This window comes from Pseudoalteromonas rhizosphaerae, from assembly GCF_902498845.1.
Classification (GTDB): domain Bacteria; phylum Pseudomonadota; class Gammaproteobacteria; order Enterobacterales; family Alteromonadaceae; genus Pseudoalteromonas; species Pseudoalteromonas rhizosphaerae.
Window position 1 is genome coordinate 330,996 of sequence record NZ_CABVLM010000004.1, and the last position, 22,001, is coordinate 352,996.

17 protein-coding genes are annotated in these 22,001 nt (G+C 42.5%); 13 read left to right on the top strand and 4 right to left on the bottom strand.

The features are described from left to right. Positions 1 to 8 precede the first annotated feature (8 nt). The 12 genes from PSR9079_RS08600 (at position 9) to PSR9079_RS08645 (ending at position 17,771) form a co-directional block, all read left to right on the top strand. A complete protein-coding gene (locus PSR9079_RS08600; RefSeq protein ID WP_149981148.1) occupies positions 9 to 353 on the top strand; it encodes a hypothetical protein in 345 nt (114 codons plus the stop codon). Continuing rightward, positions 313 to 1,608, top strand: a complete 1,296-nt coding sequence (locus PSR9079_RS23910; protein WP_246175515.1) for a tape measure protein — start codon at positions 313 to 315, stop codon at positions 1,606 to 1,608. The genes PSR9079_RS08600 and PSR9079_RS23910 overlap by 41 nt, the downstream gene beginning before the upstream one ends. Further along, positions 1,608 to 3,191, top strand: a complete 1,584-nt coding sequence (locus tag PSR9079_RS23915; protein WP_246175516.1) for a hypothetical protein — start codon at positions 1,608 to 1,610, stop codon at positions 3,189 to 3,191. Before PSR9079_RS23910 ends, PSR9079_RS23915 begins: the two co-directional genes overlap by 1 nt. 54 nt (positions 3,192 to 3,245) lie before the next feature. Further along, positions 3,246 to 4,076, top strand: coding sequence for a hypothetical protein (locus PSR9079_RS08610; protein WP_149981149.1), 831 nt, complete (start codon positions 3,246 to 3,248; stop codon positions 4,074 to 4,076). A gap of 75 nt (positions 4,077 to 4,151) precedes the next feature. Then, positions 4,152 to 4,757 (top strand): hypothetical protein, encoded by a 606-nt coding sequence (locus PSR9079_RS08615; protein WP_149981150.1) that lies wholly within the window; start codon positions 4,152 to 4,154, stop codon positions 4,755 to 4,757. After that, positions 4,757 to 5,347 carry a hypothetical protein gene (locus PSR9079_RS08620; RefSeq protein ID WP_149981151.1) on the top strand — a complete coding sequence of 197 codons (591 nt, stop codon included), beginning with the start codon at positions 4,757 to 4,759 and terminating at the stop codon, positions 5,345 to 5,347. The genes PSR9079_RS08615 and PSR9079_RS08620 overlap by 1 nt, the downstream gene beginning before the upstream one ends. Next, positions 5,331 to 5,546: a DUF6950 family protein gene (locus tag PSR9079_RS23920; RefSeq protein ID WP_246175517.1), complete on the top strand. Its 216-nt coding sequence runs from the start codon at positions 5,331 to 5,333 to the stop codon at positions 5,544 to 5,546. The genes PSR9079_RS08620 and PSR9079_RS23920 overlap by 17 nt, the downstream gene beginning before the upstream one ends. After that, positions 5,539 to 5,739 (top strand): DUF6950 family protein, encoded by a 201-nt coding sequence (locus PSR9079_RS23925; protein WP_246175518.1) that lies wholly within the window; start codon positions 5,539 to 5,541, stop codon positions 5,737 to 5,739. The genes PSR9079_RS23920 and PSR9079_RS23925 overlap by 8 nt, the downstream gene beginning before the upstream one ends. Further along, positions 5,732 to 12,748 (top strand): fibronectin type III domain-containing protein, encoded by a 7,017-nt coding sequence (locus PSR9079_RS08630; protein WP_149981152.1) that lies wholly within the window; start codon positions 5,732 to 5,734, stop codon positions 12,746 to 12,748. The genes PSR9079_RS23925 and PSR9079_RS08630 overlap by 8 nt, the downstream gene beginning before the upstream one ends. Before the next feature lie 147 nt (positions 12,749 to 12,895). After that, positions 12,896 to 15,772, top strand: a complete 2,877-nt coding sequence (locus tag PSR9079_RS08635) for a hypothetical protein (RefSeq protein ID WP_149981153.1) — start codon at positions 12,896 to 12,898, stop codon at positions 15,770 to 15,772. After that, positions 15,762 to 16,397, top strand: coding sequence for a hypothetical protein (locus PSR9079_RS08640; protein ID WP_149981154.1), 636 nt, complete (start codon positions 15,762 to 15,764; stop codon positions 16,395 to 16,397). Before PSR9079_RS08635 ends, PSR9079_RS08640 begins: the two co-directional genes overlap by 11 nt. 666 nt (positions 16,398 to 17,063) lie before the next feature. Beyond that, positions 17,064 to 17,771, top strand: coding sequence for a metallophosphoesterase (locus tag PSR9079_RS08645; RefSeq protein WP_179959159.1), 708 nt, complete (start codon positions 17,064 to 17,066; stop codon positions 17,769 to 17,771). Between the two features lie 53 nt (positions 17,772 to 17,824). Here PSR9079_RS08645 and PSR9079_RS08650 read toward each other — a convergent pair whose 3' ends face one another. The 3 genes from PSR9079_RS08650 to PSR9079_RS08660 all read right to left on the bottom strand — a co-directional run bounded on the left by PSR9079_RS08650 (position 17,825) and on the right by PSR9079_RS08660 (position 19,506). After that, positions 17,825 to 18,397, bottom strand: coding sequence for a MiaE family protein (locus PSR9079_RS08650; protein WP_149981156.1), 573 nt, complete (start codon positions 18,395 to 18,397; stop codon positions 17,825 to 17,827). A gap of 101 nt (positions 18,398 to 18,498) precedes the next feature. Next, complete coding sequence (locus PSR9079_RS08655; protein WP_149981157.1) at positions 18,499 to 19,131, bottom strand: sulfotransferase family protein; 633 nt, start codon at positions 19,129 to 19,131, stop codon at positions 18,499 to 18,501. Continuing rightward, positions 19,132 to 19,506 (bottom strand): MAPEG family protein, encoded by a 375-nt coding sequence (locus PSR9079_RS08660; protein WP_149981158.1) that lies wholly within the window; start codon positions 19,504 to 19,506, stop codon positions 19,132 to 19,134. A 363-nt stretch (positions 19,507 to 19,869) separates the two neighbouring features. Between PSR9079_RS08660 and PSR9079_RS08665 the strand changes: the two genes are divergently transcribed. Continuing rightward, positions 19,870 to 21,219, top strand: coding sequence for a DUF2254 domain-containing protein (locus PSR9079_RS08665; protein ID WP_149981159.1), 1,350 nt, complete (start codon positions 19,870 to 19,872; stop codon positions 21,217 to 21,219). Between the two features lie 8 nt (positions 21,220 to 21,227). Here the strand turns inward: PSR9079_RS08665 and PSR9079_RS08670 are convergent, their stop codons facing one another. Continuing rightward, positions 21,228 to 21,938: an SIMPL domain-containing protein gene (locus PSR9079_RS08670; protein ID WP_149981160.1), complete on the bottom strand. Its 711-nt coding sequence runs from the start codon at positions 21,936 to 21,938 to the stop codon at positions 21,228 to 21,230. Positions 21,939 to 22,001: the final 63 nt, after the last annotated feature.

The following is a 22,001-nucleotide window of genomic DNA, read 5'->3' on the forward strand; positions in this document are numbered from 1 at the left end:
GGTGGTTTTTGGGCGACCTAGCAGCAGACAGTAAAACACTTAACGACGACGAAGCCCATTTTGGCGCACCTAAACAGATTGCGCCACACGATGAGGAAACATTGTTTGTATTGCCCCAGAACCATACGGCGGTAGTGGCACTCACCACCGCCAGCAGCCAATGGCAACGGGATAACCAAGGGATAGAAATTGCCCTTGATTATGCCAGGGCTGATATAGCCTGGCGCTATGCAGACATAACCCTCAACCCCGATGATTTTGCAAAACTGCAAACCCTAGAGCGCACAATAATTGGTTTAATAAGGCGACCCGATGAGCAACAACTTGAATTTGGCGTTACGCTTAAGTTATGACGGTAAAGCAGTGACCACCGGTGCGCGCCAAAACGTAAATGAATTAAACCGTATTCAACAAGCAGTACAGCGGCAAATGGTAGCTAACCAGCAATTAGGTGCCAGCCAAGCTCGCATTATGCAACAGCAAGGCGCAATGACCCGCCAGCTGAGGTTAATGAATAGCGCCTACGGGCAAATTGGTGCAACGCTCACTACCTTGGTGGGTATTGGCACCGCTACTATGTTTGTGCGCGATACGGGCGCTGCACAATTGCTCGATACCCGCTTAAAAGGTTTAACTGGTTCAGCTGAAAACTACGCTAAAGTACAAGAGTATTTATTTGCCACATCAGACCGATTAAACACCGGTTACACCACCCTTGCCGACTCTTACAGTAAAATTTTAACGCTACAAGAAGTGGGTGTTGTTACCCAAACCCAAGGTAAAGCCATTTTAGAGGGCATGGCTAACGCCGCTGCTAAAACAGGTGCCAGTAATGTGCAGCTTGGGCAGAGTTTGTTTGGTATGACGCAAGGGATGACTGCCGGCGTTTTACGCGCGGAAGAGTTAAACCAAGTAACAGAACCCATGCCAGGGCTTTTACAAAAACTTGATAAAGCAGCGGGTAAAGCCGCCGGCGGTTTTAGGCAAATGGTGAACGATGGCCAAGTAACCAGCCAGATGTTTAAAAACTATCTGATCAAAGCGCTTAACGATTATGCCGGTGCGGCCGAGGCCACCGAGGGTAAAATAAACGCCAGCTTTGCGGAAATGGGGAATGAGTACCAACGTTTAATACGCAAATATGAAGAGCCAGTAAACTTTGCTGTTACAAGTGTGGTTGACTCAATTACCGACAGCATGGCCTATTTGAGGGAGAACGAAGAGGTTGTAAATGGTTTAGTGATGGCAACCAGCGGATTAGCTGCCGTTTTAGCTGGGCATTTAGTTGCTGGAATAGCTGCCAGCACAAAGGGCTACATTGCAAATATTGCCGCTAAGAACCGTGCGTTAATTGCTGATGCAGCCTTGGCCAAACAATCTAAAGCGACTGCTATTGCAGAGCACCAAAGGGCATTAATTGATCAGGCTGCTGCAAAAAGACAGCTAGCAATGGCGCATACTGATGGCACTAGAGCTGCTGCAATTAATAAGTTGGCTGCAAGTAATATGCAAGTAGCTGCAACACAAGGAGCGGTAAACGCTACAACCAACGCTTATGTGCCTATTGCTCGTAGAGCAACCTTAGCAGCAGGGGCCTTAGCACTGTAATGGGGTTACTAGGTGGCCCTGTTGGTTTGTTCGTTACCGCAGGGCTTGGCCTTGCTTACTTTGCAAGCCAAGGCGATGACGCTACCGACTCAGTTAATAAATTAAAGGAGGCGAGTAAAGACTTAAACCCTTATGCCAATTTAACCGGTAGCCAAGCGCAAGGCTTACTATTAATGGCTCAAGGGCGTATAAAAAATGCGATTCAACTTGCTGATGAAGCACGGGATCGTTTTAACAATCCATTCTTAAAAGGTAAGTTTTCTGACGTAGAGGCCGCTGAAAAACGCGTTACTGATTTAAAGAATGAAATTGTGGCACTGCAACAAGTGCTTGCAATTAAAGAAACTGAAAAGCCTAAGCCAGTTGTAGCAAGTACTGCCCTTCCCGATAACATAAAGCGTTTAGAAGTCAGCTTAATGGGCGAAGAAGCCCGCTTAAAAGATAGCTACGAAAAACGTAAGCAAATGGTGATCGTTGCACGTGAAAACGATGCTGCTAATAAAGTTAAATACGACGCTATTTTAAAACAGCTTGATGTTAAATATGGCGAAGACCTAAAAACCATTGCACAAAAACGTGAAACTGAAAAAACACGTATACAAAACCAAGCCGAAGAAAAACGTAAAAACGATTTACAGGCAGACTTAGAAAACCGTATAGCCACTATTAAAGGCTTTGCTGGGCGTGAAGCACTGGCCGCTTACAACAACGAACTGAGTGTAGAGCAAGCCCGCCAACAAGCCCGTGTTGATGCCAAGCGCCGAGCGCAAATAGGCTTAGCGGCGAATGATGATGTAGGCGAACTAAAATATAACACTGATAATCAGCTACGTGATTTAGAACGCCAAACAGAGCTTAACTCAGCAAATGGTTATTACAGCCAGCGTGAAGCAAATGAAGCCGCGCACCAAGAGCGGTTAATGCAAATTAAAACCCGCCATACCGGAGCGCTGCAAAGTAATGTTTTAGCCTTTGCTAACTTTGAAAAACAAACCGAAGCCGAAAAGTCGAGCGCGATTGTTGGTTTAGGTGCTGCCACGTTTAAAGCCATGGCAGGGCAAAGTAAAACAGCCTTTAAAGCGTACAAAGCCTTTGCTATTGCTCAGGCTGTTATTAATACGTACCAAGGTGCAACGGCTGCATATACATCGTTAGCGCCTATTCCAATTGTTGGCCCTGTGTTGGGTGGCGTTGCCGCAGCGGCTGCAGTAATGAGTGGCTTACAACAAGTGCGCCAAATTAAAGCCCAGCAACCGGCGGGTATTGCGCACGGTGGTTTAGATTATGTGCCGAATGAGTCTACCTATGTATTACAACGTGGTGAGCGCGTATTAAGCCCTAAACAAAATACTGAGATTAGCCAAATGGCGCGGCGTTACAATGCAGGCGGCGCAGCGAATGATGGTGGTGGCTCAGGTGGAGTTACGTTAAATATAACAAACCAAATTACCGTACAAGGTGGCGCTAATGAACAAGCATCACAAGCGGTTGGTCAAGACATAGCCCGCCAGGTTGTTGGTGTTGTTGTGGCTAATATTCAAAGTAATGGTGCAATTATTAAAGCAGTTCGTGGCGCTGCTTAGTTGTTAAGTAATTGAGATTGGTGTAAAAAGGAGTTTTAAAACGATGGAATGCTTGTGAAATATTTGAAAGAAATAAGCTTGGTAATCCTGCTTGGGTTATTGATAGGAGGTGTATTTTTTCATTTTAGTCATTATTTTGATTATAGACCCGCTCAGACAAATTTAGATGGCTGGATGAATACAGCTATTTATTTTAATAACGTTTTAACCCCTGTACTGACTTTAATAACGATTGGGCTATTAGCTTCAAACCTTAAATCGATGAAAAAAGCAAATTCTTTAATCCACGAATCAAATAAGTTAGTTATAAATCAGAACGGGCTAGATTTATTTGTAAAACAAGTACAAATAACAAGAGATAAATTTCTGGATAACAACTTATTTAGCTTTAAGTTAGATGTTTGCGGAAAATTATTAGAAGCAGTAGGAGATAACCCCGGTCTTACAGAAAAAGTTGAAGCGTTTGCCGATATAAAACCGTTAACGCTTGAAAGCCTTGTTAGAAAAACAATAGATATAAAATTTGATGTGAAAACTTGCTTACAACTATACAAACATCATAAGAAAATTGATGAACCCTTAGATGTTGTAGGGCTCATTAGAAATTCAGATAGCCTTGAGAAAATTTTACTCCCTTTAATGGGAGAAGTTATAGTTGAAAAAATTTCAAATCTTGATAGAGATGAAAATATTACAAATGAAGCATTAAACAGTTTCAAATATTTGCTTGAGGAGTTGTACCAGCAAAAGGAAGAGGTACTCTATACTCTTTATATAAAATCCTTTAAGATGAATTTTGACACAGATTTGGTAAGTTTGATCTTCGAATTTGATACAAAACTTTTAAATAAAAACTTAAAAAAAGAACTTGAAAGACATATGTAAACCCCTTTCCAGCCGAAAGCTTACCCCTTAAATTTTATACTCGTTACCAGTGTTTTATTATGAAACTTGGTAACGATGCAACCACTCCCCCTACCCAAACGGCCTAAGCTCTCTAACTTTACGTTAGTACCAAATAGCCAAACTCATTTAAATAAAGCCAATAACGCGACCGAGGTTTACGACCTTGAGGGTGCTTACTGGGAATTTGAAATTGAACTTGCCAATGTCCCTGAGCGCGATGCGTTGGCGCTTGATGGCTTTATTGCCAGTTTACGCGGCCAAGTGGGCACGTTTACCTTAATTGATTACCGCCGTGAACAACTTGATAAAGATTTTGTGGGTTATGTGCGTGGTGATAACCAAGACGGCAATATTTTAATTATTGATGGCTTACCCGCTAACCAAAGCCTATTGGTTGTTGGCGAACGTATGCAAGTAGGTGTTGGCCAAAACACTGAGCTAAAAGTTTTAACCCAAGATTTAGTGACTGACTCACTTGGCCGCGCCACAGTAATATTTGAATCCCCTCTGCGTAAAATACCTGCAGACAACACCCTAATTACCTTTAAACAACCGGTTGGTTTATTCCGTTTGGCTGATAACAAGCAAGGCCTTGCCAGTGCGCAGTATAAAAACGGCATAGTTACAAGCTGGAAAATTAAAGGTCGGGAGGCGTTTTAATGGAAAGCCTAAACGCCGCCCTACTTACTGATTTAGCCACCAGTGGCCGCGCTCGCTTTTTTGTACGCCTGGCGTTTAAAAGCGGCGATGTACTGCTGCATACAGGTGTCGGTGAACGCCGCTTTGCTAATTTAACCTGGCATGGCGTGGGCATGCTTGGCACTGTGAGCGAAATACCCGCCAGCGATAAAAACGACAGCACCAGCATACGTTTAACCCTACACACCCAAGACCAAGCTGTATTAGCCGAGGTGGCCGAAAACGACCCTATAAGCCAGGGCTGTGAAATTTACCTTGTTACTGTGGATGAACACTACCGCGTAAGCCAAAGCCAATTGCTTGAAAGTGGATACATTGTTGCCTGTGACGTAGAGCGCGGCGATGTATCGCAAATACAGCTAAGTGTTGCAGGTGAAAGCGAGCGCTGGAAAGAAGCCCGTTTAAATCAACGTTGGAACGACGCCACGCAAAAATCACTTTACCCGGGTGATGTATTTTTTAGTGAACAAACCACCGCGAACAAACAAAACCTACCTGATACGCAACCTGGTAATTATATAGGAGGGCCACGCAATGAACGTCGCCGCTAAGCTTGCTGCATTTATTAACCAACGAAACTGTGAACCGTTTAAATGGGGTAAAAATGATTGCTGCCTATTCGTTGCCGACTGGGTGTTATTTGCAACTGGCAGTGATGTAGCAGCGGATTTTAGAGGTAAATACCGCACTGAAACTGGCGCGTTTAAACAACTATTTAAACACGGTTTAAATGATGTTCAATGTGTTTAAAGAGCGTTTAAACCCTGCTATAGCGCTTAGTTACGCCCGCCGTGGTGATATCGCCTTAGTTGAATTTAAAGGTGAGTATGTGGGCGGCATAGTGACTGTAAACGCAGTGGTGTGTGTGGGGGAATATGGTTTAGTAACCCGACCAATGGACACAGTAAAAGCAGTTTACCCGTTGGAGCAGCGCAATGTCTAAGGTTGTAGATACGGTTGTTAATGTTGTTGATACTGTTTTTGATTATACAGGGCTTGGCGCACTGTGGGATTCGTTAGCGCCGGACTTGCCAGAAAATGATTTAGCAACCCTTGGCCAAGGCCTGCAAAAAGGCATAGACCAACCAAGGCGTATTACTTTTGGCCGTGACCGTGTGGGCGGTATTATTGCTCACCAAGCGGAAGTTGAAAAAGGCGATAAAAAATGGATGCAATTAATTGTACTCATTAACGGTGCGCCTATTGATGCCCTTGAAGAGATTTACATTGCTGATAAAAAGCTGAGTGATTACCCAAGTGAGAGTTGGGATTATGAGTTAAGCGATGGCCGCCAAACCACAGCTAACGCAAAAGCGGTGGCTAAAATGGCAGGCTGGACGAGCGAGCATGTGGGCTTTGGGCAAAGCTATATTTTTATAGAGATTGAAAATAACCGCGAAGTGTTTGAAGACGGCATTGGCGATATGGGCTTTTTAATACGCGGCGCTAGAGTGTGGGACCCACGGGATACAAGCCAAGACCCTGATGATGAAACCACCTGGCTTTGGAGTCAAAACGCCGTACTGTGCGCCCTGCACTATGTGCGGTTTTATGGCGCGTATGAAGTGCCCTTTAGCAGGTTGCCGTTGCAGTGGTGGATTGCGGCAATTAACGTGTGTGATGAAGACGCCGAGTTTACCGACGCTCAGGGTGTTGTTACCACTGAGCCGCGCTACACAACCAATGGCAGCTTTACATTTAGCACCAAACCAATTGATGTTTTAAACCAGTTAGAAGCCTGTTTTGCGGGTAAAATTTTTAGACAAATGGGCCAATGGTATGTGCGGGTAGGTGCATGGTATGGCAACCCGACGTATACAATTAACCAGGATGATGTACACGGCAATATTAAAATTAAATGGCATGCTGATTTACGCGACCGTGCCAATGTTGTTAGAGCCACATTTACCGACCCTGAGCAAAACTACGATCGTACAGACGCCCCGCCTGTCGTGTCTACTGGGTATCAAACCATTGATAATCAGATATTAGAAAAGTCTATTTCACTGCCATTTGTACGCAGTAGCACCACTGCGCAGCGCCTAGCAACAATTTATTTAGAGCAAACACGCCTTGGCGAAATAGAGCTACCGCTTAAGCACAAAGGCTTAGCTGCTGCGGTTGGCCGTACTGTGCTTTTAAACTTACCCCGCGAGTCGATTAACAATAAAATTTACCGTGTAACCGAGCGCCGCTTTAGATTAGATGGCGGTGTAAGCTTGATGTGTGTTGAAGACGGCCCTAATTTATGGGCTGATAACATAATACCTGGCGCGCAGGATTTAACCCCAAACAGTGACTATTTGGTGGGTAAACCTCAGCCTGTTTTTGATGTACGGGTAACAATAGATGGTGATGGCAACGGCATAATCAAATGGAATCACCCGACCCCGCTTGCAGTTAATGAATACGATGTTGAGTTTATTAATACCGACGCCAACGAGCCGGTATTTAAAACCTCTGTTACGTATACACAAGTAACAATCCCTAATTTGCAGCTGGGAGAATACACCGCACGTATTAGCGCTAAAAACATTTTTGGCCAGCGCTCACAGCTTGTTGCTGTGCAATTTAATGTACTCACCCCTACGTTGCCCACTGTGTATGTAACGGCTGATTATAACCAAATTACGCTCACTGCCGAGATTGCTGCAGCAGGCATTGGCACTGCATTTGAGTGGGAGTTTTTAGGCACTAACGCACAGCCACAAAGCGGCGAACGTGTGCTTGCACAAATTTATAATCGCATCGGTTTAAAAAGCGAAACCGACTATAAATTTAGAGTGCGCAGCGTAAATCACCTGGGCGAAAGTGATTGGGTGAATGTAACGGCCACCACGACTACTGTTGACTTAACAGAGTACATTAATGAATTACCCCTCACTAAACTAAGCGAAGAAGCCCAAACACTCATAGCAGACATTAACGCACAAGTAGACCGCCTGCGCCCAGAAACCGAGAACAACCTACCGAGCTTAATTGCTAAAAACCTTGATGCGATAACCGGCCTTGCTGAAAAAGTACAAGTGATTGACGCTGAGAACCCAAACAACTTACAGCAGCAATTAGCCAACTCAAACAGCAAAATAGATGATTTAGAGCGCGTAACCGAAGTTTTAGACGAGTCGAATCAAAACAGTTTACCCGCGCTGATTAAAATCAATAATATTGCCATTGAGCAGCAGCGTTTAGCTCAACAAAACATTGGTTTGAGTTTGTTAAACATAACGAGTGCTTATACAAACTGGCGTAACGAATACGAGCGCCGTGCGTTTAATAATGAGCGTTTGATTGATGCGGCTGTGTATGTTGATCCGGATACTGGCACTATTGTAAACCGTGCCTTTGCGTATGCGGATGAAAGCTTTAATAGCGCTACGCTTTTAATTGACGGTGTGAACAGTAAAATTACCCTTGCGTCACAGCAAATTGCTCAGTCTCAAAATCGTATTAGCCATGCTGAGGCGCAGCTTATTGTTCAAGCCGCGCAAATCAACCAAAAAGCCACGTTTAGTGAAGTTGAAAGTCAGATAGCCGGTGCATTAGCTGCACTGCAACCCGCATACAGTTGGCAGTTTAATACAAGTAGCGAAGGGTTTGATCCAGATAGCCATAATGCCCTTGGATACATTGTGGCCACCGCGCAAATTAGTAGCCCAGCAATTAGCTATAACGCCGATGAAAACCCGATGTTTCGCCTGCGCGTGCGTAAACACTCAGGCGGAACATGGAAAGGTGATATTAAATTTAATGGGGGGGCCACTGCCCTACATTTGCCTGAGCCAACGAGCAGCGACTTTGAGACTTTAACGCTTGATGCTACTGGAACACAGGGCTACACGGGTACGATTACCAGTTTAGAGTTTGACCTTGGCGCGTGTGATATCGACTTTATCGAGGTGGGTAAACGCGGTGCAAACGATTTAGCCCTTGCAGACATTACCGCGCGTACCACAGAGCTTGAGCAAGACATTAACGCCGCAACGGGCGTTATGGCACAGTATGCAACAACCGCTTGGGTTAACGCCCTGGGCTATCAAACGCAAAGTAACGTACAAACGCTTATAGATTCGTTTAATACTCAGTACAGCATTGCCGCTACGCTGCAAGAGTTTAACGACCAAGACATCATCGTAAAAGCCAACGCTGCTCAAACGTGGATCGACGGAGCAAATGCCACCATTCGTGACCAAGTAACCAGCATTTTAAACAGTGACGATGGTGTAAACCAGCGCATTAGCACCGCTGAACAAAGCATTGATGCCATCGCTGGCGAAATAAGCCAAAGCATTACCCAAGTAAGCGGCCTAGAAATTGATGTTAAAGGCTTAGGCTTAAATGAGGTTATTGCAGCATACAACAAAATGCAGCAAGACAAAGAACTTGCAGAGCAAAGCTTTAGCCTTGCTGCCGCTAATCAAAAGCTTGCCGCTGTTACTAATGATGTTGAATCACTCGCAACGCAAACACTTGAATTAGTGGGCTTATACGGCCAAAACGCTGCGTATTTAACGAGTTTAAACCAAGCATTTGCGAACGAACGTACCGCCCGTTCAAGCACTGAACGTGAGCTGCGCGCTGAAATTATCAACGAGGGTACGCGCTCAGTAGCACAAGCCAACGAAAGGGTTGATGCCATTGTTGGTTACTGTGTAGATGCCGAGGGCAATAAAGTTGATGAAGTTAACGCCATGGCATGTATTGCCGCTGGCCATGAGTGGGTTGACGGCCCACTGGTACAGTTAATTAACGACTACACCAGCGTTTTTGTTAATAACCAAGGCTACCAAACCGCCGCGAACGTTGAGCAGTTTATTAGCACGTTTGACGGTGAATACAGCATAACTGCAACAATCCAGCAGATTAACGACGAGGGCATAATCACTGCAGCAAAAGAAGCCCAGCAATGGATAAATGCCGCTGATGGCACCATTACAAACTTGATCACCCAGTTTGTTAATAAACCAAACGGCATAAACGATAACATTGCATTTGCGTACGATTTAATACAAGCCAATGCAGACGATCTAACTGTAACTGCCAACTCGCAGCAGCAACTAAGCGTGCGCATGGGCAGCGCCGAGGCTGATTTAAACCGCATTGATAATTTAGTGAGCACAGAGCAACAAGCTCGTGCAAGCATGGGTTCACAATTACGCATTGAGTTTCAAACGCAAGATTTGGCCATGCTTGCAACTGCTAACGAGTTTACCCGCGCAGTAACCGGCTATTGCGTAGATGCCGAGGGCAACCGCGTTGATGAACCAGACGCAATGGCCTGTATTGCCGCTGGCCATGAATGGATTGACGGCCCAGCAGTGCAGCGCGCAGTTGAAATTGGGGCAGCGTGGGTAACGCTGCAGGGCTATCAAACGCAAAGCAACGTAAGCCAACTGCTTGATACATTTAATGCAACGTATCAAATAAGCGCCACGCTGCAGCAGTTTGCTGACAATGGCACTTTGCAAAAAGCCAATAACGCGCAGCAGTTTATTAATGCGGCAGAGGGTTATATTGAAAATCAGATCACGTTATTCAATGATAAAGAAGACGGCGTAAATGCTACTTTTGCGAATGTAAAACAACGATTAGACGCCGCTGAGGGCGCGGTAACAACTAGCATTGTACAAATTCAAGGGCTAGAGCTTGGGCAACAAGCGCAGGGCTTGAATGATGTAATTGCAGCGTATAACCAAATGATGCAAGACAATGAGTTGGCAACGCTCAATGTTAAAGCGTCGCTCGCTAACGAAAAGCTGCAAGCTCAAGCTGGTGATTTTGAAAGTTTGGCTCAGCAGCAGCTTGAGTTAGCAGCCATTTTTAACAACAGCAATGCCATTATTACATCACTAAATAAAGCGGTGGCAAATCAATATCAATCAAGTGTAGTGCGTGACCAACGTTATCAAGCCACGTTTGAAAACGTTACAGCGCGTTTTAGTGATGTTACTACTGCCCTAGCAACAATCAATGAAGCAAGTACGCTGCGTGATGAAGAATTTGCATCGTTTGTTGACGACACTATTGCTGAGTTTGACGAAATAACCCAAACATTTGCAAGCCAAGACCAAGCGTTCAGCACGTTACAACAAACCCTAACCAGCAAAATTAATGATGATACCGAGGCCGCTAAAAACACCGCGATAGCCACAGCTCAGCAATACACCCGCACTGCAGTAGGTTATTGCGTAAATGCTGAGGGGCAAATCACCAGCGAAAATGACGCGGTGCAATGTGTTGCAGATGGCGGTTCGTGGGTTAATGGCCCGCTCGCTGAATTTATCGCCAATATGCAAATAACAGACGGTGAAAGCACGGCAAGCATTAAACAGCTACGCCAACTGTTTACCACGGTGGGCGGTAAGCTGGTTGCTCGCGGTGGCTGGACGCTTGATAACAATGGTCGCGTAACAGGTATTGCGGGCTATAACGATGGCGAAATTGCAAGCATTGATTTAGTGGGTGATGTTATACGCCAAGGCGTGATGGTTGGTGACACCTTTGTGCCAACGTCCTACGTTGATAATACCGATCCGCAAAACCCACAGCATGTTATACGTGGGCGCTTGGTGCTTGGTGACGGCCACCAAGTAAACACACTGGATGATATTAAAGCGCAGGATGGAGCGGACGGCGTAGATGGCGCGAGTGCATTTACTATTAACGCTGTAAACGCCAATGCAGTAAAAACTGGTAACAGTGTTACTAAGGTTGCTGGATCATTAGGCTGGGATGCTGGTGCTCAGAGTGTTATGAAATACAAAGCATGTGCTGTATCTGCGACGTTAAATGATAGCCGCCATACTATTTTTGGGCTTAGCCAAACAGCCAACACGTTGGGTGGTTATGAGCACATTAACTATGCACTTTACGGTGATCAAGGTTCAATTAGTATCTATGAATCGGGTACGTATGTTGGCTTTTTTGGCAGTTATACCAGCTCAGACAATCTAGCTGTGGAGTGTGATGGCGAGCACGTACATTACTACAAAAACGGCGTGCTTTTTTATTCATCACTTACGGCACCAACAGGTGAATACGGGTTTGATTGTAGTATTTATCAAGTAGGTACAGAGCTTACTAACATTGCATTTACTCAATTGGGGTTAGCGGGTTACAGCCCAATAAAAGGCATTGATTATTTTGATGGTAATGACGGCACTAATGGTACTAATGGCACCAATGGTAGTCGTGGTTCAATAGAGGTAAGTGTAGCCACGTCAATAGGCGCGTGGTCAGATGCGACAGCAAATGCCAGCGTACCTGGTTCACCCGTTGAGCACGATCGCGTAACTATTTATAAATCTAGTGATGCAAAAATCCAGACAACAAAGCGCTACAACGGCAGTTCGTGGGAAAGTTACACATTACGAATCCACGGCAGTGCGTTAATTGACGATACATTAGATGGAAAAGTATTAAGAGCCGGTACTCGTATTGAGTCACCCCGCATTGATTTGATTGGTGGCGCTTTTATGAAAATTGAGCTTGCCAGCGGGTTCGGACCAGATAGTCTTTGGTACTGGTATGGCCCTAAAATAATGAGTAATGGCTTACCCAATCTAGCTGCGTTACGTAAATCGAACGCACTCGAATGGAAAGACACGTCAGGCAACGCATATTTTGGCGGCTCGATCACAACAGGTATTTTAAGCACGGCGCTAACAACAACAAGCTTGGCATCGAATGCAAATGTAACAATTGGCCCATTTGGAAGTAATGGTGGTGTGATCGACCTTGTTTGTTCGTTGCAAGCGAATGCGTACGCAACTGGTCGTAGTGACACAGCCCCAAGCGCCCCACCCGCACCTGATTATACTATTGTACTTTATGAGTATATAAATGGTGGCTGGGTATCACGCAAAACCCAATCATTCACGGGCAGCGCCAGCGTCAGTAGTGAGTACGATTTTGAATCTCGAAAATACCTTTGGAGCACGAATCAATCGTGATCAGGATCGTTTACCTATACAGACAATAAACAAAATGCATCAAACCGCACCTATAAATTAGCGATCACCAGTCGTACAGGCTTACAGGTGTCGGGTTCATATACCACCACCCAAAAACTAACATTAATATCTCAAGAGGTCTAAACCATGGCAGCATTTACAGCCAGTCAAGCCAGCGTGACCAACGGCTCTAAAGTGGTCACAATCAACAGCGGCGAGAGTATCGCTAACATTCGCCAAGGTGATTTTTTATTTTTAGCTGGGTTTTTAGTTGAGATAAATCGCGGCTATGTTGGCGCTGCAAGCCAGCAATACATTGAGCTTGTTAAAAACTGGGCTAACAGTAGCCAGTCTAGCCAGCCCGCTGTTGTAATACCCACCACGGGCGATTTTAGAGCCGCTGTTGATGCTATTAACAACGCAAATAAAAACGTCAACGATAATTTTGTGGCCATGCAAAACTGGCAAACAAATATGGGTAACGTCACGTTCGTTAATCAAGACGGCACCACAACAACAGTTAAAACCCTCAAACAAATTGAGGCAGATAACGAAGCACAAATGGACGCATACCATCCCTATCCGTGGGCCATGCGTAAGGTAGAGTTTGAAGCCCGCCGCGCTGCGAACAATGAGAAGTATGCGGCCAGTGGTTTTATGCATTTTGGTAAGCATTTAACCGGAGCGGGTGGTTCAATAAATCAAGGGCTTTGGGTTTTAAATTCACAAGGCCGAACTTTAGTCCTTGGGCGTTCAACTAGCGCTATAGGCAATTCTAAAAGTGATTATCCTCTTGTTAATGTCGCAGGAGTGCTAACAAAAATAGAATATCTAAATAGTGCAGCAAGAGATAACTATTTACAGTTCCCCCCTACTGAAGACGGTACTCGCACTTATGACAGTGAAACGGGTGTTTCAGTTACACACGCAACACCCGCCATTGCATTTGCAAGTGAAACGGAAACAAATAAAGCTGTCACTGATAGAGTTGATATGTGGGGCTTTGAGGGGTTTTTACGTGAGATTAATGATGCTGATCCGTTTGTTTATGCCAATGGGTTAATTCAAAGCCAAGCAACAAGTGTCAATGGTGTAGCAACGGTAAGTGATAATGTTCGCCCAGTCACTTATTTTGCGTGGTATGAGGGGGATGAATCAAGTCGCGGCAAAGGCGTTAACTGGCAAACGGCTACGGAAGCACAACGCAGAGTCATTGCAAGTGATCCTGAAAATAATATTTATTTTGATGATGCAACGGGGAAATTTTATCAATTTTGTGCTCGTGGGCGCAGTTTTGCTGGAACCGGAAACAACAACTGGGATTTTGTTGACGCTTCAAATCGAGGTTACCTAGATTATGCCTCTGTGAATCCTATAAAGCATGTGCGACCACAGGGGAAACGTGACGTAGCACAAGCTATTGGTAGTGCATTTCCGCTATACAGCTCAAAATCTTTGGGGATTGCTCATCCAGTTGCGGGTATCGATGCCGGAGTTTTTGGGGCTATGTCGGATTCAAGTGCCGCCGATTTAGATTCAGCAGTTGCCGGTGAATGTTATTTTTTAGTTTGTGGTACCGTCAATCGCTTAAATCAGGGCGCATATCACCCGCACCTTAATCCTCAAGGCACATCAACCATCGTAAATACAAATGGTAGCCGAGTAAAATGGTGGGCTGCAAACACTGAAAGAAAATTAACGAGTAGAAGTGATTGTTTTAATTATCATGGTTCAGGTGGATATGTCGCTTCTGGGGCTATTGGCGGCAGCGTGACTAGCAATTTTTCTGGTAGACCTGATGGACGTTTCTATGATGCTATCTACGCATGGGGCCAAGGCGGTGTCTGCCGTGATATGCGCTATTCAGCGTGGGGTTTAAAGCAAGAAGATTTTGCAGAAGCCGACTTAGCTATTAAATCAGGTGAGTATCGTGGACAAGAAAGTGCCGTCATAACGAATGTGGGGCAAACCTCTGGGTATCACACTACGACATATTTAAATTTAGGAATGACGAAGCCAAGTTGGTGGACAAATAATTTAAATTCCTCACTAGATTTTTCATCGATTTGCATTTTTTACAATGGCAGTCCAATGTATTTCAAAATACAAGGATTTTCGTTGCTTGACTCATCGTCAGGTTCATTGGAGGGCTATAACATTCGTATTGTACCAATCGCCCCCGCTATTGGTCACGGCATACCTGCGGGTGAAAATCTTAATTACGTTCTGTCATTAGCTATTGGACCTTCGCTATCTTCAGTTTTTATACATACAGATGTGCAAGGCTCAATACCAGACATACTACAATGCAATGACCTCAAAGACGGCTGGACAGGCAGCTATTTACCGGATTTGCCCAACGGTGCGAAAGATGATTTTGCACTCACACGCCCATATGTTGGTTTAGGTTCTGACATTACCCGCACTCATACGACCGATAGCGGTGCAACGTGGACTCAGGCCACTACAGCAATTGGTAACGCGGCTAAAAACACGGTTACAGTCACTAATATGCCAGCTAACCAAGTGACAATTTGGCAGTACAAAACCAAAGCTAAAATGACTAAAAACGCTGTCCATTCTGCAATCAGAAATCTAAATAACGTTTTAATCTCTGACTCAGCAACCCAAGCGCGCGATTTGGGTTTTGCACTCACTGGTAACGTTAATACATCAACAAGCAATCAAGCTGCTGAACTAAGTTTAAATCAAATTGGTATTGATTTAGCAACGGGTAAACTCTCAGCAAGTAAAGAGACTAAGCACGTTGCCATCCCGCTCGCCGCTCCAACAAACTCAAGCTCGGCATTTAAAGCGTTAAGTTACGACACAGTTCAAAACCAGCAAGGCTTTATCAATTACGCATACACAGAGCTGAAACACAACGGTACAGACTGGGGCGATGATGGCAAAATTCACATTGCAGACAATCAAACCACAATGCTTGACGAAAACGGTAACACTGTTTTGGTCGGTACTGCGCGTTGCGTTGAACCACTTGGATGGATTAAAAATGACAAATAACATAACCCCACTTTTAGATTTTATCGTCCTAGACGAAAACGAAGCCCCCGTTCTTAATGAGCAGGGTTTACCGACACTTGTACAAGGGCCAATAGTAAATGACCTGTCGCAACTTATAGCAAAGGGTAAAGTTGAGCATATTGAAAAATTTGCCGAAATTGCCGCACAAGGCGAGCAATGGCAATGGGCGCGTAGCTACTACGAGTACTTAGTAGAGCTAAACCAAGTCAACGAGTTTAACGCTAACTTGCCAGAGCCCGTGGCAAATGAAGACGGCACAATTACAGCAGTTGATCCACTCCAAAGCCCAACCGCACCGGAACGCCCTGCAGTGCAAACGGTTGAGCAAGTACTCGCTCCATACCAACGCAAGATAGATAAGCTATGCGGTATAAAGTTCAAAGGTATTAATATTTCACTTTCTGAAACAAATCAGAATGGATTATCAGCACTAAAAAGTGCATTGGAACTTGCGAAAGAGTTTAATGTTGAGGAGCAGTTCTTCCCCATTAACTTCAATGCAGAAACATGTAAAGGCGTTGAAGTACTCGAACTACTAAACGAAACCGAGTTTAAACAATTTGGTTTAGATTTCATCTTGGCTCGCAAGGCTTTCTTTAGCTAACATTTAAAAAGGGTTTAAACACTGTTTAAACCCTACTCTTTCAACACATCAGTAAACACCATTGTAATGACCAATAAAGTCAAAAGTAAAGCCTATTTAACATAATTAATAGCATTCTAAAATCTAGCGTCTTTTTTTCTAAATTTCTGCGGCGGCTTACACTAATTACCGTGATTAATAAACGCTATTTTCCCTACTTGCATGCAAATTTAGATTAAATCAGTTACATCAATTTCAAATACCTAACTCACACATAACTAATTGTTAAGGCTGGTCGTTTAACTTTGATTCTAAGCGCACTTTAAATCTGTTTTATATTAGCTGACTTTGAGCATTGCTCATTTACACACAACTATAATGTGCTGCCGATGTTTAAACTTTACCGGCAGCTATGATGGTTGAACTATGGTCCTAGCTCTACGATCATTCGTTCGTGTATTTGCTCAATTGTACGTGACAGCTCGTTTAGTATATTCACAGGCAAGTGCCCTAGCGTAAGATGCGTTTTTTATTGCTGACTATCTGGTAGCGACTTTTTAAGCGTGAACTACGGCTTGATTATTTATGACCAGTAAACACTTCGCTTATTTATAAATTGTTTTAGCTTACATAGCTACAATGTTATCGTATGAAGAATTAGTAAAATCACAGGAGTAATTTGTTTTGATGGGAATTAGCACGAATAAAATACGGTATGCGTCCCCTAATAAAGTTATTGATATTCCGGATGATAAACGTGTGTTTGTGATTGGTGATTTAGATGCTGATTATAATAAATTTCTACAAGCCATCCATTCAGTAAGTTTTGATCCGCACGCTGATGTACTAATTTCATTAGGTGATGTTATCGACCGTGGCAATGATAGTTTAAAGTTGTTAGATACCTTTTCACAGTTGGGTGTCTATATGGTCTTGGGTAACCATGAGCATATGATGCTCGAGGCACTTGCTAAAGATCAACAAGCGTATGACTTATGGATAAAAAATGGCGGTCTATGGCACAAACATAGTGATAAAAATAGCCTACTAAATGCCTGTAATAAATTAATATCATGCCCACTATCAATTTTATTGAACTACCAAGGCGAAAAAATTGGTTTGTCGCATACTTTAGCTACATGTTGGGATTGGCAGCAACCTATGAAAGTAAATGCTCAACTGATCAGTGACTTATTATGGGATAGACAAATAACGCAGAGTAAAAAACTGGTTCAAAACCTTGGCGTGCTGTTCTCTATTCATGGACATAACGCAACCGCTAAGCCATATTGGATCGAAAATACGTACCATATTGATACCAATTATTTAGGCGGGAGCCCTACAATTGTTGAGTTAAGTGAATTAATCAAAAATTTTAAAACGTTGATAAATTAGTAACTTACAGTTAGGCACTAGATAAATAAAATTACCAGCTAGTGCCCATATGTTTAATGCAGCGCTGCAGTAAATGGAATGTTTTTACATATTTCAGCTTCAGCGATAAGAATTTCTTCTAATCGTGCATCGACCTCATTTTTATCAAAATATTCATAAGCCAGCTCGACAAATAAGTTCTTATGTTTTTCTTCCGATTTAGCTATTGCCACATAAAAATCTTTTTCTTTGCCGATTGGTAATGCTTGTGCAACTAAAGAGAAACGCTCGTGTCCCCTCGCCTCAATTACGGCACCGACTAATAATCTATCCATTAAGAACTCGTCGCGGCCATTTCTAAAAATCGCGCGAATTTGTTTCACGTAGGGATCTTTTTGGTCGTTGCCTAAGTTAACATCACGATCAAGCAGTAGCTTTAATACTTGTTTAAAGTGGATCATTTCTTCCAGTGCTAAATCTGTCATTGCTTTTACAAGCTTGCGGCGATCTGGATAATGCGACAACATCGACATAGCCATACCGGATGCTTTTTTTTCTGCAGCGGCATGATCTTGTAAAAAGGTGTCAAAGTCTGCCATCACAGCTTCGGTCCATGCAAATGGAGTATGGTATTTTAATTCGAACATAAATATTTTACCTAAAAACTAATGGCGAGATTTTAACGCAATTGAACTACAAAATCTTGTTACAGCAATAATTTTTAATCACCTTGAGTAGTTACTTCCTATCAAGACGATGGGTATAGATATTTATCGATTTTACCATTTGCTGTTGAAGCAACTTTTAGTGGATGTTTTATTGCATTCCAAGCTGTTACTTTGCCACCAATATTCATTTTTTCAAACTCTGTCAGTTCAGTTTGTAATTGCAAAAAATCACAAAGCTGATTAAAACTGTTTGGATGGGCGATATCTATTGATAAAAAGTCAGCTGTTCGCTTAGCAAAATAGTTATGAGCAGCACTTTTGTGTTGCTCATAGCATTGTTGCAAATAGGCATCACTGTGTAACTCATCAACAGAAAAACGGCCAAAGGTATGCAGATAACAACGCTTAATATGAGGGTTGAACCCCCCATCCGCTCGCATCAAGTTGGTGTGCATTCTCAGTAATAATTGGCGAATTGAAGGCAGCCATTTATCTGCTTCTCGCTCTAAATAGATAAATTTAGCACCTGGATAAAGTGAATCTAAATATTCGTAATCATTAAAAATTGGGGTGTCAGCGATCACTTGCGCTTGGTTAAAACATTGCTTGGTATAGGCTGTATGGGCACAACTAAAACCAAGTTGTAAAAATGCATGGCATACACTGGTTGTGCCCGTACGAGGTAGGCCAATTATAAAGATTCTCTCTGACATTTAATAAAGGCGTGTAAGTAATAAGATAAACGCATTTAACGCTATTATTAAGAAGGTTGTTAGCGCGCCAATTTGGCGATAGCGGAGATTTTTATCGACAATACCCAAATTATGAAATACGCGCCCTATCAGTAATGCTGCCCCAAATGCGTGGCAATAATGACTGGCTAAACCTTGATACTCGACTAAAAACAATAAAATAATTGCAAGAGGAACATACTCAATAAAATTACCATGCGCGCGCATGGCGCATTGCAGTTGTTGATTACCACCATCACCAAGTGAAATTCGTTCAGCTCGACGAACTTTAACTACGTTCATCGTTAAATAAATATAAAAAAGTGCTAATAAAGCAGCATATAAAGATACAATCACAATAAACCTAATTTTTATCTAAGTGTTTATAAAAACTTGTGTATTACCAAGTCTCCCTAATTATTGGTAGTACTATACAACTATTGTTATTTAAATAACAAATGATAATCAACCAGTACAGTATCAATGGCGTTTACTATTTATCCGATTAATCATGATGAAATATAAATAAAGCAACAACATCTTACCGCCCGCGATTAGAAGCCCATATATTATAGATTTTAAACCTGCAGCGGACAAAAAATACGTTCCTATTGGCACTGTTACTATTAATAATTAGACCTGCAACAAAGTTTGTTGTTAAGCTTACTGCATAAACTAGCTGTTGTTGGTGCAACAACTAAGTCATCTTAGGGTTCATATATGTTTACTCCGCGAAAATTTGCCGATAATTACCGAGAATTAGTCAGTAGTATTGGTTTCTATCCATCGTTATTATCGGTGATATTTTTATTGTTTGCAGTACTTGTTACCACAACAGAGTACACCTCTTTTGTTATGGAGCTTAAGTCGCTGCTTGAGGTACTATTGGTTGATAGCGAAGAAAATGCACGAACGATTCTAAGTACATTAACGGGTAGTATTATTTCGCTAACTGTTTTTAGTTTTTCTATGGTTATGGTGGTACTTAATAGTGCCAGCGCAAGTCTATCACCTAGAGTATTACCGGGGCTTATAACGCGTAAATCACATCAACTTGTTTTGGGGTTTTATCTCGGCAGTATTATTTTTTCAATCGTTATGCTGATCAACATCCGTACTATGGATAATGGTGAAATAGGAATTCCTTCATTGGGCATACTTTTTTCACTTGTTTTTGGCCTAATATCGTTAGGCTTTTTTGTATTTTTCATCCATTCAATTTCAAGGGCTATTCAAGTCGATAACGTATTAAACGACTTATATAAGAATACTAAAAATGAATTGAAATCGATTATTAGCATGCAAAAAGATAACCCTATCGATGTATTTCCTAACTTTGACGATTGGTCGAATATTTCAAGTAAAACAGAAGGTTACTTTAAAGGCGTGAATAGCGATAAACTATGTGCCCTTTGCCAACAACATGATATAAAAATTTATGTTGTAGTTAAGCAGGGTTTTTTTACTGTTGAAGGCTATCCGTTTTTAAAATGTAATCATGATTTATCTGATAACGAGCAACTCCTTGAAGATCTACTTAATTGCTTTATTTTTTATATCGAAGAATATGTAAGTGACAATTATAGGTTTGGAATGACACAGATTTCAGAGATTGCAGTGAAAGCGATGAGCCCGGGTATTAACGATCCAGGTACTGCGGTAAAGGCGATCGATATGCTCAGTATTTTACTCATTGATCGATTAAGCATTTATAACGTTAATTACTCTTTAAAACATAGTGATGATAAACAGCCACTGTTATATTTCCATGAAACATCATTTGATGAATTATTGCATGATAACTTCACGCCAATCCGCAACTATGCAAAAAGTGATGGTTATGTGATGAATAATGTACTCGAAGCGTTCAAAAACATTTTGTTCAGAACCCACCAGAACAGTAAAGCAGCGCAGAGTCTATTTACTTATTTAGATGCTATTATCGATGATGTAAATGAAAATATTAGTAATCAGTATGATCGCGAGCAAATAATTAATATGCTTAATGCTATCGCGAGGATCTCCCCTGAAATGGGAGATAAATTGGTGGCGAAATTTCGCCACCAATGAGTTGAGTGTTAATTTTTAATTAGATAAATTGCATAGCTGTCTGCTGAGATTGTGATTTCGCCAGCATGATAGGCATCAGGTACGAAACTGCCAGAATTACTGTCTGACAACATGGTTTTTTCAGCACGCATGTAAGGTTGAGCTGATATGTTCATAGGGGCATTTGAAGCACTATACAAACCTTTGAGTTCTACGTCGTATTCAGCTGCAAATTCTTTTGCCGCTGATTTTGCATCTGCAATTGCCATTTTTTGTACTTTCTTTTGCAATGACTCGTAACGACTCGATGTGAACTCAGTTTGATTTATTTCATTAATGCCTGCGTTCACTAAACTTTGCAGCAGTAATGGATATTTTGTTACATCCGTCAGTGTGAGTGAAAGTGTGCGACTAACTCGGTAACCAATAAAGTCTTGTTTACCTGTTTCACGGTTATATTGATTTTCTCGGTTAATTGAGATCTGTGAACCATAAATACTTTTTTCATCAATCCCCTGCTGCTTTGCTAATTTAATCGCTTTAGCCATAGTTTGATCAGCTTTTTGTTTAGCGCTCATCAAGTCCTTATCAACTTCAACAATGGCAACGCCTAACTTTACATTATCGGCAATAGTGGAGATTTGCGCTTGGCCTTGAATATAAATGTGTGGGGCATCTGGTGTACTGGCTGCAAATACATTGAAACTTAGAGTCGCGGCTAACAATGGTAAATAACGCATACATATCCTTAATAGTTTTAATAACGTTATTAGATACCGTACGCGGTTAATTTAAAATGAACA